This window comes from Thioclava sp. 'Guangxiensis', from assembly GCF_045348365.1.
Classification (GTDB): Bacteria; Pseudomonadota; Alphaproteobacteria; order Rhodobacterales; family Rhodobacteraceae; genus Thioclava; species Thioclava kandeliae.
This window is the reverse complement of record NZ_CP155822.1, coordinates 555,439-568,305: the sequence shown is the minus strand read 5'-3', so window position 1 is coordinate 568,305 and position 12,867 is coordinate 555,439. Positions and strand designations below refer to the sequence as shown.

24 protein-coding genes are annotated in these 12,867 nt (G+C 57.9%); all 24 read left to right on the top strand.

The features are described 5' to 3' along the window. The first annotated feature begins 282 nt into the window (after nucleotides 1-282). The 24 genes from rpsJ (at nucleotide 283) to ABEB22_RS02675 (ending at nucleotide 12,865) form a co-directional block, all read left to right on the top strand. On the top strand, nucleotides 283-591 hold the full coding sequence (rpsJ, locus tag ABEB22_RS02790) for a 30S ribosomal protein S10 (protein WP_339108089.1): 309 nt from the start codon (nucleotides 283-285) through the stop codon (nucleotides 589-591). A gap of 11 nt (nucleotides 592-602) precedes the next feature. Continuing rightward, nucleotides 603-1,322: a 50S ribosomal protein L3 gene (rplC, locus tag ABEB22_RS02785; RefSeq protein ID WP_339114371.1), complete on the top strand. Its 720-nt coding sequence runs from the start codon at nucleotides 603-605 to the stop codon at nucleotides 1,320-1,322. After that, on the top strand, nucleotides 1,319-1,939 hold the full coding sequence (rplD, locus tag ABEB22_RS02780) for a 50S ribosomal protein L4 (RefSeq protein WP_339114372.1): 621 nt from the start codon (nucleotides 1,319-1,321) through the stop codon (nucleotides 1,937-1,939). The genes rplC and rplD overlap by 4 nt, the downstream gene beginning before the upstream one ends. Continuing rightward, nucleotides 1,936-2,232 (top strand): 50S ribosomal protein L23, encoded by a 297-nt coding sequence (locus ABEB22_RS02775; protein WP_339114373.1) that lies wholly within the window; start codon nucleotides 1,936-1,938, stop codon nucleotides 2,230-2,232. Before rplD ends, ABEB22_RS02775 begins: the two co-directional genes overlap by 4 nt. 301 nt (nucleotides 2,233-2,533) lie before the next feature. Further along, complete coding sequence (rplB, locus tag ABEB22_RS02770) at nucleotides 2,534-3,373, top strand: 50S ribosomal protein L2 (protein ID WP_339114374.1); 840 nt, start codon at nucleotides 2,534-2,536, stop codon at nucleotides 3,371-3,373. Between the two features lie 3 nt (nucleotides 3,374-3,376). After that, nucleotides 3,377-3,655: a 30S ribosomal protein S19 gene (gene rpsS, locus ABEB22_RS02765; protein ID WP_339114375.1), complete on the top strand. Its 279-nt coding sequence runs from the start codon at nucleotides 3,377-3,379 to the stop codon at nucleotides 3,653-3,655. A 5-nt stretch (nucleotides 3,656-3,660) separates the two neighbouring features. Next, entirely contained in the window at nucleotides 3,661-4,041 is a 381-nt protein-coding gene (gene rplV, locus ABEB22_RS02760; RefSeq protein WP_339114376.1) for a 50S ribosomal protein L22, read from the top strand. After that, nucleotides 4,041-4,754 carry a 30S ribosomal protein S3 gene (rpsC, locus tag ABEB22_RS02755; RefSeq protein ID WP_339114377.1) on the top strand — a complete coding sequence of 238 codons (714 nt, stop codon included), beginning with the start codon at nucleotides 4,041-4,043 and terminating at the stop codon, nucleotides 4,752-4,754. Before rplV ends, rpsC begins: the two co-directional genes overlap by 1 nt. Before the next feature lie 13 nt (nucleotides 4,755-4,767). Further along, entirely contained in the window at nucleotides 4,768-5,181 is a 414-nt protein-coding gene (gene rplP / locus ABEB22_RS02750; RefSeq protein ID WP_339114378.1) for a 50S ribosomal protein L16, read from the top strand. Between the two features lie 208 nt (nucleotides 5,182-5,389). Beyond that, complete coding sequence (rpmC, locus tag ABEB22_RS02745; protein WP_339114379.1) at nucleotides 5,390-5,593, top strand: 50S ribosomal protein L29; 204 nt, start codon at nucleotides 5,390-5,392, stop codon at nucleotides 5,591-5,593. Nucleotides 5,594-5,604: 11 nt separating this feature from the next. Then, entirely contained in the window at nucleotides 5,605-5,838 is a 234-nt protein-coding gene (gene rpsQ, locus ABEB22_RS02740) for a 30S ribosomal protein S17 (protein WP_339114380.1), read from the top strand. 97 nt (nucleotides 5,839-5,935) lie between these two features. After that, the gene (gene rplN, locus ABEB22_RS02735) at nucleotides 5,936-6,304 is read left to right on the top strand and encodes a 50S ribosomal protein L14 (protein ID WP_339114381.1); all 369 of its coding nucleotides are present in this window, start codon (nucleotides 5,936-5,938) and stop codon (nucleotides 6,302-6,304) included. Continuing rightward, nucleotides 6,304-6,609, top strand: a complete 306-nt coding sequence (gene rplX, locus ABEB22_RS02730) for a 50S ribosomal protein L24 (protein ID WP_339108077.1) — start codon at nucleotides 6,304-6,306, stop codon at nucleotides 6,607-6,609. The genes rplN and rplX overlap by 1 nt, the downstream gene beginning before the upstream one ends. After that, nucleotides 6,609-7,166, top strand: coding sequence for a 50S ribosomal protein L5 (gene rplE, locus ABEB22_RS02725; RefSeq protein ID WP_339114382.1), 558 nt, complete (start codon nucleotides 6,609-6,611; stop codon nucleotides 7,164-7,166). Before rplX ends, rplE begins: the two co-directional genes overlap by 1 nt. Before the next feature lie 18 nt (nucleotides 7,167-7,184). Continuing rightward, the gene (rpsN, locus tag ABEB22_RS02720; protein ID WP_339108075.1) at nucleotides 7,185-7,490 is read left to right on the top strand and encodes a 30S ribosomal protein S14; all 306 of its coding nucleotides are present in this window, start codon (nucleotides 7,185-7,187) and stop codon (nucleotides 7,488-7,490) included. A gap of 12 nt (nucleotides 7,491-7,502) precedes the next feature. Beyond that, nucleotides 7,503-7,901, top strand: a complete 399-nt coding sequence (gene rpsH / locus ABEB22_RS02715; RefSeq protein ID WP_339114383.1) for a 30S ribosomal protein S8 — start codon at nucleotides 7,503-7,505, stop codon at nucleotides 7,899-7,901. Between the two features lie 12 nt (nucleotides 7,902-7,913). Then, a complete protein-coding gene (rplF, locus tag ABEB22_RS02710) occupies nucleotides 7,914-8,447 on the top strand; it encodes a 50S ribosomal protein L6 (protein ID WP_339114384.1) in 534 nt (177 codons plus the stop codon). A gap of 11 nt (nucleotides 8,448-8,458) precedes the next feature. Then, entirely contained in the window at nucleotides 8,459-8,818 is a 360-nt protein-coding gene (gene rplR / locus ABEB22_RS02705; RefSeq protein ID WP_339114385.1) for a 50S ribosomal protein L18, read from the top strand. Between the two features lie 155 nt (nucleotides 8,819-8,973). Further along, a complete protein-coding gene (rpsE, locus tag ABEB22_RS02700; protein ID WP_339114386.1) occupies nucleotides 8,974-9,528 on the top strand; it encodes a 30S ribosomal protein S5 in 555 nt (184 codons plus the stop codon). Nucleotides 9,529-9,540: 12 nt separating this feature from the next. Further along, a complete protein-coding gene (gene rpmD / locus ABEB22_RS02695) occupies nucleotides 9,541-9,726 on the top strand; it encodes a 50S ribosomal protein L30 (RefSeq protein ID WP_339114387.1) in 186 nt (61 codons plus the stop codon). A gap of 78 nt (nucleotides 9,727-9,804) precedes the next feature. After that, the gene (locus tag ABEB22_RS02690) at nucleotides 9,805-10,140 is read left to right on the top strand and encodes a ribonuclease E inhibitor RraB (protein ID WP_406870772.1); all 336 of its coding nucleotides are present in this window, start codon (nucleotides 9,805-9,807) and stop codon (nucleotides 10,138-10,140) included. A gap of 178 nt (nucleotides 10,141-10,318) precedes the next feature. Next, nucleotides 10,319-10,789 (top strand): 50S ribosomal protein L15, encoded by a 471-nt coding sequence (gene rplO, locus ABEB22_RS02685; protein ID WP_339114389.1) that lies wholly within the window; start codon nucleotides 10,319-10,321, stop codon nucleotides 10,787-10,789. Nucleotides 10,790-10,901: 112 nt separating this feature from the next. After that, nucleotides 10,902-12,263: a preprotein translocase subunit SecY gene (gene secY / locus ABEB22_RS02680; RefSeq protein ID WP_339114390.1), complete on the top strand. Its 1,362-nt coding sequence runs from the start codon at nucleotides 10,902-10,904 to the stop codon at nucleotides 12,261-12,263. A 14-nt stretch (nucleotides 12,264-12,277) separates the two neighbouring features. Continuing rightward, the gene (locus tag ABEB22_RS02675) at nucleotides 12,278-12,865 is read left to right on the top strand and encodes an adenylate kinase (protein WP_339114391.1); all 588 of its coding nucleotides are present in this window, start codon (nucleotides 12,278-12,280) and stop codon (nucleotides 12,863-12,865) included. Nucleotides 12,866-12,867 lie beyond the last annotated feature (2 nt).

Here is a 12,867-nt window from a genome sequence, read left to right as displayed (position 1 = left end):
CAGATAGGGTGTATGCCCCAGCTGCGTTCGTTGGGGGCACAACACCTCGGGCCTGAAACTGTTCCTTTTCTGCGCCTCAAGGTCGCGTGAGACCCTCCGTCCACAGGGCAGGGTGGGGCCAGACGAGAAAATCACCGCTAATCGCCCAGCATGGGTTGACAGAATCCTTCAGGCGGCCTATTCGCGCAGCTCGATCTACCCATCAGATCTTAGGTTCGAAGCAGGCGTCACATCCGGTGCTGTCTGCCTCTCAACCTTCACGCCATGCGAGAGGCATGACATATGAACGGTCAAAACATCCGCATCCGGCTGAAGGCGTTCGATTACCGCGTACTGGATGCCAGCACGCAGGAAATCGTTAACACCGCCAAGCGCACGGGTGCACAGGTTCGCGGCCCCATCCCGCTGCCGAACAAAGTTGAGAAATTCACGGTTCTCCGTGGTCCGCACATCGACAAGAAGTCGCGCGACCAGTGGGAAATCCGTACGCATAAGCGTATGCTCGACATCGTCGACCCGACCCCGCAAACCGTTGACGCACTGATGAAGCTCGACCTCGCCGCCGGCGTTGACGTCGAGATCAAGGTATAAGGGAGGTCACGATGCGGACTGGTGTTATCGCCAAGAAGCTGGGCATGACCCGGCTTTTCCTTGAAGACGGCAAGCAGGTTCCTGTTACCGTTCTTCAACTCGACAACCTGCAGGTCGTTGCCCAACGTACCACCGATCGCGATGGTTACGTTGCTGTGCAGCTGGGTGCAGGCGACGCAAAAGCCAAGCGCGTAAGCGCGGCTGTGCGTGGTCACTTCGCGAAAGCTTCCGTTGCGCCCAAGCGCAAGGTTGCCGAATTCCGCGTATCCGAAGAAAACCTGATCGAAGTCGGTTCGGAAATCGCAGCAAGCCACTACAATGAAGGCCAGTTCGTGGACATCGCGGGCACCTCCATCGGTAAAGGTTTTGCTGGTGCGATGAAGCGCCACAACTTCGGCGGTCTGCGTGCATCGCACGGTGTGTCGATCTCGCACCGTTCGCACGGTTCGACCGGTCAGTGTCAGGATCCGGGCAAGGTCTTCAAAGGCAAAAAGATGGCTGGCCATCTTGGTGCCGTGCGTGTGACCACCCAGAACCTGCAAGTCGTTCGCACCGATTCCGAGCGCGGTCTGATCCTGGTAAAGGGTTCGGTTCCGGGTTCCAAAGGCGGTTGGGTCACGATCAAGGATGCGGTCAAGAAACCGCTCCCCGAGAACGTTCCGATGCCGGCGGCTCTGAAAGGCGCGGCTGCTCCTGCCGAGGAAGCTCAGGCAGAAGGGGGTGAAGCATGAAACTTGATGTGATCAAGCTCGACGCTGGCAAAGCTGGCGATATCGATCTGGCTGACGACATCTTCGGTCTCGAGCCGCGTGCAGACATTCTGCACCGCGTTGTTCGCTGGCAGCGTGCGCGTGCACAAGCCGGCACGCACTCGACGCTGGGCAAGTCGGACGTGTCCTACTCGACCAAGAAGATCTACCGCCAAAAAGGCACCGGTGGCGCACGTCACGGTTCCAAGAAGGCTCCGATCTTCCGTCACGGTGGTGTGTACAAGGGTCCGACCCCGCGTTCGCACGCCCACGATCTGACGAAGAAGTTCCGTGCACTGGGTCTGAAGCATGCTCTGTCGTCCAAAGCGGCAACCGGCAATCTGGTGGTTCTCGAGGACATCAACCTCGGCGAATCGAAAACCAAAGCGCTGGCCAAAGCGGCTAAGGAACTGGGCTGGAAAAAGGTCCTGATCATCGACGGTGCAGACGTGAACGACAACTTCGCGAAAGCAGCTCGCAACATCGAAGGTATCGATGTTCTGCCGTCGATGGGCGCCAACGTTTATGACATCCTCAAGCGTGAGACCCTGGTTCTCACCAAAGCGGGTGTCGAAGCACTGGAGGCTCGCCTGAAATGAGCGCGAAACCCGAACATTACGACGTAATCGTCAAGCCGATCATCACCGAAAAAGCGACGCTCGCGTCGGAAAACGGTGCCGTGGTTTTCGAAGTGTCGAAAGACTCCTCGAAGCCCGAGATCAAAGCAGCGGTTGAAACCCTCTTCAACGTCAAGGTGAAAGCCGTCAACACGACGATCACCAAAGGCAAGACCAAGCGTTTCCGCGGCATCGCGGGCAAGCGCTCGGACGTGAAGAAGGCCTATGTGACCCTCGAAGAGGGCAACACGATCGACGTGACCACCGGTCTGTGATCTGTTGATCCTTAAGACTACCGAAAGCCCCTGCTGTCGCGGGGGCTTTTGCTTTGGGCGGGCTCGGAGTGCCGGAAAATCCAGATGCTTCAATCCTTTGGGCCGCGTCCTTAAATATAAGGGCCGAAAGCGCCAAAACATCGGATTCAGCAGTAGACGGATTGCGTTTGATTTGGTAGCTACGCCCATCGCCAGAGGCTTCGGATTCGTCCGGGGTCAAATCGCGTTGTTATCTGGGGACCTTAGGGGCCCTTCACATAAGGCGGTACAACCCGCCTTCAGCTAACGGAAGACAGAAAGCATGGCACTTAAGTCGTATAAACCGACTACGCCGGGCCAGCGTGGGCTGGTTCTGATCGACCGTTCGGAGCTTTGGAAAGGCCGTCCGGTCAAAGCCCTCACCGAGGGTTTGACGAAGACTGGTGGCCGGAACAACACCGGACGCGTCACGATGTGGCACAAGGGTGGTGGCGCCAAGCGTCTCTACCGTATCGTTGACTTCAAGCGTCGCAAATTTGATGTTTCGGCTATCGTCGAGCGTATCGAATACGACCCGAACCGGACCGCGTTCATCGCGCTGATCCGCTACGAAGATGGCGAAGCCGCTTATATCCTCGCACCGCAACGCCTCGCCCTCGGCGACAAGGTCGTTTCGGGTGCAAAGGTCGACATCAAGCCGGGTAACGCAATGCCGTTCTCGGGTATGCCGATTGGTACCATCGTTCACAACATCGAGCTGAAGCCCGGCAAGGGCGGTCAGATCGCGCGCGCAGCTGGCACCTATGCCCAGTTCGTGGGTCGTGATGGTGGCTACGCTCAGATCCGTCTTTCTTCGGGCGAACTGCGTCTTGTGCGTCAGGAATGCATGGCCACCATCGGTGCCGTGTCGAACCATGACCACTCGAACCAGAACCTCGGTAAAGCAGGTCGTAAGCGTCACATGGGCGTCCGCCCGACCGTTCGCGGTGTTGCAATGAACCCGATCGACCACCCGCATGGTGGTGGTGAAGGCCGGACCTCCGGTGGCCGTCATCCGGTTACCCCGTGGGGCAAGCCGACCAAGGGCAAACGCACCCGTTCGAACAAGTCGACGGATAAATATATCCTGCGCTCGCGTCACGCGAAGAAGAAGGGTCGCTAACATATGTCTCGTTCTGTTTGGAAAGGCCCCTTCGTCGATGCCTATCTGCTGAAAAAAGCAGAGAAAGCACGCGAGTCGGGCAAAGGCGAAGTGATCAAGATCTGGTCGCGCCGCTCCACCATCCTGCCGCAATTCGTTGGCCTCACCTTTGGGGTCTACAATGGTCAGAAGCACATCCCGGTCGCCGTGACCGAGGAAATGATCGGTCAGAAGTTCGGTGAATATTCGCCGACCCGTACCTATTACGGTCACGCTGCTGACAAGAAAGCCAAGAGGAAGTAATCGTCATGGGTAAGGAAAAGAATCCGCGCCGCGTGGCGGATAACGAAGCAATGGCAAAATCGCGCATGCTTCGCACCTCGCCGCAGAAACTGAATCTCGTTGCAGCGATGATCCGCGGCAAGAAGGTCGACAAGGCTCTGGCCGATCTGACCTTCTCCAAGAAGCGTATCGCTCTGGACGTGAAGAAGTGCCTGCAATCGGCGATCGCCAATGCGGAAAACAACCACGGTCTGGACGTTGACGAGCTGGTCGTCGCGGAAGCATGGGTTGGCAAGAACCTGGTCATGAAGCGCGGTCGCCCGCGTGCTCGTGGTCGCTTCGGCAAGATCATGAAGCCGTTTTCGGAGCTCACCATCAAGGTGCGTCAGGTTGAGGAGCAAGCATAATGGGTCATAAGGTAAATCCGATCGGTATGCGTCTCCAGGTCAACCGCACCTGGGACAGCCGCTGGTTCGCTGAAAGCAAGGATTTCGGTGATCTTCTCCTCGAAGACATCAAGATCCGTGAGTTCATCAAGGACGAAGCCAAGCAAGCTGGCATCTCGCGCGTTATCATCGAGCGCCCCCACAAGAAGTGCCGTGTGACCATTCACGCAGCACGTCCGGGTGTGATCATCGGCAAAAAAGGCGCCGATATCGAAGCTCTGCGCAAGAAGCTGGCAAACTTCACCGACAGCGAACTTCACCTGAACATCGTTGAAGTCCGTAAGCCGGAAATCGACGCGCAGCTCGCAGCAGAGTCCATCTGCCAACAGCTCGAGCGTCGTGTGTCCTTCCGTCGCGCGATGAAGCGTACCGTTCAGAACGCGATGCGCATGGGTGCCTTGGGTATCCGTGTGAACGTTGCGGGCCGTCTGGGCGGCGCCGAGATCGCGCGTACCGAATGGTATCGTGAGGGTCGCGTTCCGCTGCACACGCTGCGCGCGGATATCGATTATGCACACGACGAAGCCATGACCCCCTACGGGATCATCGGTGTGAAAGTGTGGATCTTCAAAGGTGAGATCATGGAACATGATCCGCAGGCACGTGAGCGCAAAGCTGCTGAAGCCCAAGAGGGCCCGGCACCGCGCGGTCCGCGCCGTGAGCGCGAGCGCTGAGGAGTAGTATACCATGTTGCAACCGAAACGGACTAAGTTCCGCAAACAGCACAAAGGCCGGATCCACGGTGAAGCCAAAGGCGGCACCGATCTGAACTTTGGTCACTTTGGTCTGAAGGCCGTCGAGCCCGAGCGTGTCACCGCACGTCAGATCGAAGCTGCCCGTCGTGCGATCAACCGTCACATGAAGCGCCAGGGCCGCGTCTGGATCCGGATCTTCCCGGATACCCCGGTCACCGCGAAACCGACCGAAGTCCGTATGGGTAAAGGTAAAGGTTCCGTGGACTTCTGGGCAGCCAAAGTGAAGCCCGGCCGCGTGATGTTCGAAATCGACGGCGTGAACGAGACCATCGCACGCGAGGCCCTGCGCCTTGGTGCTGCGAAGCTCCCGGTCGCGACCCGCATCGTCGAGCGTCAAGACTGGTAATTCCGGTCTCTATGAATCGGAACAAGGCGCAGGGGGAGACCTCTGCGCCTTGTTTTATTGGATTTCCCCTTGCCAGGGCGGGCTGATGATGTTAGTTGGCCCGAGTTCCTGGTGACAGGACCGACATAACCCACCAGAATCAGGGTCACCCCAAGTGTGTCAATGCACCCAAGCGGGGCCCTCTGGTGCTATTTAAAGGACCAAAGGCATGAAAGCCCAAGAACTCAAGGCCAAGACGGCCGATGAGCTCCGTGACGAGCTCGTCGCGCTGAAAAAGGAAGCGTTTAACCTCCGTTTCCAGGCAGCCACGAACCAGCTGGAAAACACTGCTCGCATGCGCGCCGTTCGTCGTAACGTCGCTCGCGTGAAAACCGTGTTGAACCAAAAAGCTGCTGACGCTGCTGCGAACTGAGGAATCTTCCCATGCCCAAACGTATCCTTCAAGGCGTCGTGACCTCGGACAAGAACGAGCAGACGATCACTGTCATCGTTGAACGCCGCTTCACGCACCCCGTTCTGAAAAAGACCATTCGTAAATCCAAGAAGTATCGTGCGCATGATGCGAACAATACCTTCAAGGTAGGTGACACCGTTCGTATCGAAGAGTGTGCGCCGATTTCGAAGACCAAGCGCTGGACGGTCGTCGTCGAGGCCTGATTTCCGCAAGGAATGACAGGCCCGGCGATAAACACCAGTTTATCGAAACCCTGGGGCGCCAACTGCATGGTCGTCTCCAAAGGTCGGGAGTAACCCTATGATCCAGATGCAGACCAATCTGGATGTTGCTGACAATTCCGGTGCTCGGAAAGTTCAGTGCATCAAGGTTCTGGGTGGTTCGCACCGTCGCTATGCGTCGGTCGGCGACATTATCGTCGTCTCCGTAAAGGAAGCCATTCCGCGTGGCCGTGTGAAAAAAGGTGACGTGCGTAAAGCCGTCGTCGTTCGCACCGCTAAAGAAGTTCGTCGTGAAGATGGCACCGCCATCCGTTTCGACTCGAACGCAGCAGTCATTCTGAACAACAACAACGAGCCCGTTGGTACCCGTATCTTCGGACCGGTTGTTCGCGAACTGCGCGCCAAGAACTTCATGAAAATCATCTCGCTTGCTCCGGAGGTGCTGTAATGGCTGCTAAACTCCGTAAAGGTGATAAGGTTGTTGTTCTGTCCGGTAAGGACAAAGGCAAACAAGGTGAGATCACCTCGGTTATGCCGGCTTCGAACAAAGCCGTTGTCGATGGCGTGAACGTCGCTATCCGTCACACCCGTCAAACCCAAACGAGCCAAGGTGGCCGTCAGCCGAAGGCAATGCCGATCGACCTGTCGAACCTCGCTCTGCTGGACGCAAACGGCAAAGCGACCCGCGTTGGCTTCCGCATGGAAGACGGCAAAAAGGTTCGTTTCGCCAAGACCACAGGGGACGTAATCTGATGCTCGATCAAGCTACCTACACCCCGCGCCTGAAGGCAGAGTACGAATCCAAGATCCGTGCTGCCATGAAGGAAGAATTCGGTCTGAAAAATGACATGATGATCCCGAAGATCGAAAAGATCGTGATCAACATGGGCGTTGGCGAAGCCACGAAAGACACCAAGAAAGTCAAGCAAGCCGCTGAAGAGCTGACGCTCATCGCCGGTCAGAAGGCTGTCATGACGAAAGCGAAGAAGTCCATTGCAGGCTTCCGCGTTCGTGAAGAGATGCCGCTCGGCTGCAAGGTGACCCTGCGCGGCACCCGTATGTACGAATTCCTCGACCGCCTGATCAACGTGGCACTGCCGCGCGTTCGCGACTTCCGCGGCGTGAAGCCGTCCTTCGATGGCCGTGGCAACTTCGCAATGGGCCTCAAGGAACAGATCGTGTTCCCCGAGATCGATTTCGATAAAGTCGACGAAGTTCTGGGTATGGACATCATCATCGTGACCACGAGCAATGATGACGTGCAGGCGAAGGCGCTTCTGAAGCACTTCAACATGCCGTTCACGGCTTGATCGCGAGGAGAGTGAACAATGGCTAAAAAATCCATGGTTGCGCGCGAAGTGAAGCGTGAGCGTCTTGTTAAACAATACGCCGCCAAACGCGCCGCGCTGAAAGAAGTCATCGCCGATCAGGATCGTCCGATGGAAGAGCGCTTCAAAGCTTCCCTGAAGCTGGCAGAACTGCCGCGCAATTCGTCGGCTGTCCGCTTGCACAACCGTTGCCAGCTGACCGGTCGTCCCCACGCTTACTACCGTAAGCTCAAAGTCTCGCGTATCAAGCTGCGTGACCTGGCCTCGTTCGGCCAGATCCCCGGCATGGTCAAGTCGAGCTGGTAAGGAGGTCGGAATATGTCTATGAACGATCCTCTCGGCGATATGCTGACCCGTATCCGCAACGCGCAAATGCGCGGCAAGTCCACCGTCAAAACCCCCGCGTCGAAACTGCGCGCATGGGTTCTGGATGTGCTTGCAGCGGAAGGCTACATCCGCGGCTACGAGTCGACCACCGACTCGCGCGGCCTGCCTGAGCTCACCATCAGCCTCAAGTACTACGAAGGCACGCCGGTTATTCGCGAAATCAAACGCGTTTCGACCCCCGGCCGTCGTGTATACATGGCTGCAAAAGACGTCCCGTCGGTCCGCCAGGGCCTCGGCGTTTCCATCGTCTCCACGTCCAAGGGCGTGATGTCGGATGCAGAAGCTCGTAGCGCCAATGTTGGCGGCGAAGTCCTCTGCACCGTCTTCTAAGGAGGTCTCACGATGTCTCGTATTGGTAAGAAGGCAGTGGAACTTCCGAGCGGTGTAACCGCTTCGGTGTCCGGCCAAACCATCGAAGTGAAGGGCCCGAAAGGGACCCGGACCTTCACCGCCACCGACGATGTGACCCTCGCGGTTGAAGACTCGTCGGTTTCCGTGACCCCGCGTGGCCTGTCCAAGCGTGCGCGTCAGCAGTGGGGTATGGCCCGCTCGATGATCGCGAACCTTGTGACCGGTGTCACTGTCGGCTTCAAGAAAGAGCTCGAAATTCAAGGTGTGGGTTACCGCGCCACGATGCAGGGCAACACTCTGAAGCTGGCTCTGGGCTATTCGCATGATGTGGACTTCGTTGTTCCGGCCGGCGTGACCATCACGTCGCCCAAGAACACCGAGATCGTCATCGAAGGCATCGACCAGCAACTCGTTGGTCAGGTCGCTGCGAATATCCGCGAGTGGCGCGCTCCCGAGCCCTATAAAGGCAAAGGGATCCGCTACAAGGGTGAGTATGTCTTCCGTAAGGAAGGCAAGAAGAAGTAAGGGGCGCGAAAATGGCGAACAAGAAAAGAGAACTGTTCCTGAAGCGCCGCCTGCGCGTGCGGAACAAACTGCGCAAAATGGCCAATGGCCGTGCGCGTCTGTCGGTTCACCGCTCGTCGAAGAACATCAGCGTCCAGCTGATCGACGACGTCAACGGTGTGACCCTTGCAGCAGCTTCGACCCTCGAGAAGGATCTGGGCCTGGTTGGCAAGAACAACGTGGAGGCAGCGACCAAAATCGGTGCAACCATCGCAGAGCGCGCGAAAGCGGCTGGCGTGACCGATTGCTACTTCGACCGCGGCGGTTTCCTGTTCCACGGGAAAATCAAAGCTCTGGCCGATGCAGCACGCGAAGGCGGTCTGAAGTTCTGATCCTTTCTGCCTCAGGGCAGCGTGATCGAAATCTCTCGAAGGGCGCCCCAAAGCGCCCTTCGATTTTAGAGCAGGGGGCAACCCCTCGATGATCCAGGGACATAAATCCACTTGGATTGGGAAAAGGACTTCGGTCCATATCAGGAGATGTTTTCATGGCAGAACGTGAAAACCGCCGGGATCGCCGCGACCGCGAAGAGACCCCGGAATTCGCAGATCGTCTTGTCGCGATCAACCGCGTGTCGAAAACCGTCAAAGGCGGTAAGCGTTTCGGCTTCGCAGCTCTCGTCGTCGTTGGCGACCAGCGCGGCCGCGTTGGCTTCGGCAAAGGCAAAGCGAAAGAGGTGCCGGAGGCAATCCGTAAGGCGACCGAGCAAGCAAAGCGCAACATGTTCCGTGTTCCGCTGCGTGACGCGCGTACGCTGCACCACGATATCGAAGGCCGTCACGGCGCTGGCCGCGTGATCATGCGCACCGCACCGCAAGGTACCGGTATCATCGCAGGTGGTCCGATGCGTGCCGTCTTCGAGATGCTGGGCGTTCAGGACGTGGTTGCCAAGTCGACCGGTTCGCAGAACCCCTACAACATGATCCGTGCGACGCTTGATGCGCTTCGTCAGGAACAAAGCCCCCGTAACGTCGCGGCTCGCCGTGGCAAGAAAGTGGCTGACATCCTGAAGAAGCCGGAAGCCGAATCGGCTGACGCGTAAGGAGATCAGGACATGGCTACTATCGTTGTGAAACAAATCGGTTCGCCGATCCGCCGTCCCGCTTCTCAGCGCGCTACGCTGAAAGGCCTCGGTCTGAACAAGATGAACCGCACCCGCGAGCTCGAAGATACCCCCGCCGTCCGCGGCATGGTAAACTCGATCCCGCACCTTGTTGCGATCGTCGAAGAAAAAGCCTGATTTCGTTCAGTATTTTTCACAAAACGCCCCGGCATTGTCCGGGGCGTTTTGGTATCAGCCTGTCCTTGCGGGAGAGTAATGATGGATATGAAAGACCAGAAGGCCGAGACCTTCCAGATTTTCGCCGAAATCGCCAAGATGGATGCCGTGCCGGAAGAGGGCGTTGTGGCCTTCCAGTTCGTAATGGATGACGCCGGTGCCAACTGGGACGAGCTGTCGGACGCTGCCGAAGGGCTTGGCTACAGTGTCGAGTTCTATGAGGCGCAGGATGATGAGGACGAGGCCGTGGCCGAGATCACGACGCCTGTCATCGCGTTGAATGCGGAGAGTCTGTGGACCCATGAAGAGCAGCTGACATTGCTGGCCTCGATCCACGGCTTTGCTCCCGACGGGTGGGCGTTTTCCGGTAAATGAGGGCAGGGGCCCTGCTGATTGGGCGCTTTGTCTAAACGGTTGCCTGTGGGCGTTTGCGGCTGTATAGCGGCGGCAGGCCCCCTCGCGGGGCCCGAATCAATTGCGTAAGCAGAACAAGAAATGCCGAGGCTGACCCAGCTACGCTTCTGGGGTCACGTCCGGCGATAGGAGAAGCGATATGAAACTTCACGAACTCCGTGATAATGCGGGCGCTGCCCAGAAGAAAAAACGCGTTGCCCGTGGTCCGGGCTCGGGCAAAGGTAAAACGGCTGGCCGTGGTATCAAAGGTCAGAAGTCGCGTTCGGGTGTTGCACTGAACGGTTACGAGGGTGGCCAAATGCCGCTCTACCGTCGTCTGCCGAAGCGTGGCTTCTCGAAGCCCAACGCCAAGCACTTCGCGGTTGTTAACCTCGGCCTGATCGAGAAATTCATCGAGGCCGGCAAAATCGACGCGAAAGCAGAGATCAACGAAGACGTTCTGGTTGCTTCGGGCCTCGTGCGCCGCAAGCTCGACGGCATCCGCGTTCTGGCCAAAGGCGACGTGAAGTCGGCTCTGACCCTGAACGTCACCGGTGCTTCGAAATCGGCTGTTGAAGCTGTCGAAAAAGCAGGCGGTAAACTCACCGTTGCGGCTGCCGCTGCCGAGTAAGGCTTAATCAGCTGTTGTGAGCAGGCCCCGGTCTGCTTACAAAGGCATAGGTTTTCTGGCGCCGCCGATCGGGATACCGGTCTGGCGGCGCTGACATGAAAGAGACAGGCATATGGCATCTGCTGCAGAGCAAATGGCGGCGAACCTCTCTTGGGGCGCCCTGGGCAAGGCCACCGAGCTTCGCCAACGGATTTTCTTCACCATCGGCTTGCTGATCATCTACCGGTTGGGGACCTATATCCCTGTCCCGGGGATTGACGCACAGGCCCTGCGCGACTTTATGGACAGCGCGGGCGCTGGCCTCGGGGGCATCCTTTCGATGTTCACGGGCGGCGCACTCGGCCGTATGGGTATTTTTGCTCTGGGCATCATGCCGTATATCTCGGCCTCCATCATCGTTCAGCTGCTGGCCGCAATGGTTCCGGCGCTGGAGCAGATGAAGAAAGAGGGCGAGCAAGGCCGCAAGAAGATCAACCAGATCACGCGTTATGGCACCGTCGCTCTGGCGACGTTCCAGGCCTATGGTCTGGCGAAATCACTTGAAGCCGGTGGTCTTGCGCACGATCCGGGCCTTTATTTCCAGGCAGCTGTGGTCATCACGCTGGTTGGGGGCACCATGTTCCTGATGTGGGTGGGTGAGCAGATCACCGCACGCGGCATCGGTAACGGGATCTCGCTGATCATCTTCGTCGGCATCGTCGCCGAAATCCCTGCGCATTTCGCGAGCTTCCTAGCCCAGGGCCGCGCCGGCGCGATCTCGCTGCCTGCAACCATCGCCGTGATCGTTATGATCATTGCCGTGATCGGTTTCGTGGTCTTCATGGAGCGCGCGCTGCGCAAGATCCATATCCAGTATCCGCGCCGTCAGGTGGGGATGAAAATCTATGATGGCGGCTCCTCGCATCTGCCGATCAAGGTGAACCCCGCAGGCGTTATCCCTGCGATCTTCGCTTCGTCGCTCTTGCTCCTGCCGACCACCATTGCGACATTCTCGGGCGGCAATACCGGCCCCGTGATGTCGACCATTCTGGCCTATTTCGGGCCGGGTCAGCCGCTTTATCTGCTGTTCTACGTGGCGATGATCGTGTTCTTCGCGTATTTCTACACGGCGAATGTGTCCTTCAAATCGGATGAAGTCGCGGACAATCTCAAGAACCAAGGCGGTTTTATTCCGGGTATCCGTCCCGGTAAGAAAACCGAAGATTACCTTGATTACGTGGTTTCGCGTGTGTTGGTGATCGGTTCGGCTTATCTGGCGGCTGTGTGCTTGCTGCCGGAGATCCTCCGCTCGTCGCTTTCGATCCCGTTCTACTTTGGCGGCACCTCGGTCCTGATCATCGTCTCCGTGACGATGGACACGATCAATCAGGTGCAGTCGCATCTTCTTGCGCACCAATACGAAGGTCTGATCGAAAAGTCGCAACTTCGTGGCAAGCGCAAGAAGTCCGGCCGTAAGGCCCCTGCGCGCCGCTAAAAGGAAAATTGATTATGACCAATATCATCTTGCTTGGCCCGCCCGGGGCCGGCAAAGGGACCCAAGCCGGTAAACTCGTCGCGGAACGCGGTATGGTCCAGCTTTCGACCGGCGACATGCTGCGCGAGGCCAAAACCTCGGGCACCGAGATGGGTCTGAAGGTTGCCGAGGTGATGGATCGCGGCGAGCTGGTCACCGACGAGATCGTGATCGGCCTGATCGAGGAGAAGCTGAGCAATACCGATGGTAACGGCTTCATCTTCGACGGTTTCCCGCGCACGCTGGGGCAGGCGGACGCCCTCAACGCGCTTCTGGCGCGTATGGGGCAGAAGCTTGACGCCGTGATCGAGCTGGTTGTCGATGATGCGATTCTGGTCGGTCGTATAGTGGGCCGTGCCGAGGAAGCTGCCGCCAAGGGGCTGCCGGTCCGTAAGGATGACAACGCTGAAGTTTTCGGTGACCGCCTGCGGGAATATTACAAGAAGACTTCGCCGCTGATCGGTTATTACTACCACTCGGGCGATCTGTTCCGTGTGGATGGTCTGGCCGAGATTGATACTGTCGCCGCCCAGATCGCGGCGATCCTGGATCAGCAGCAATAAAT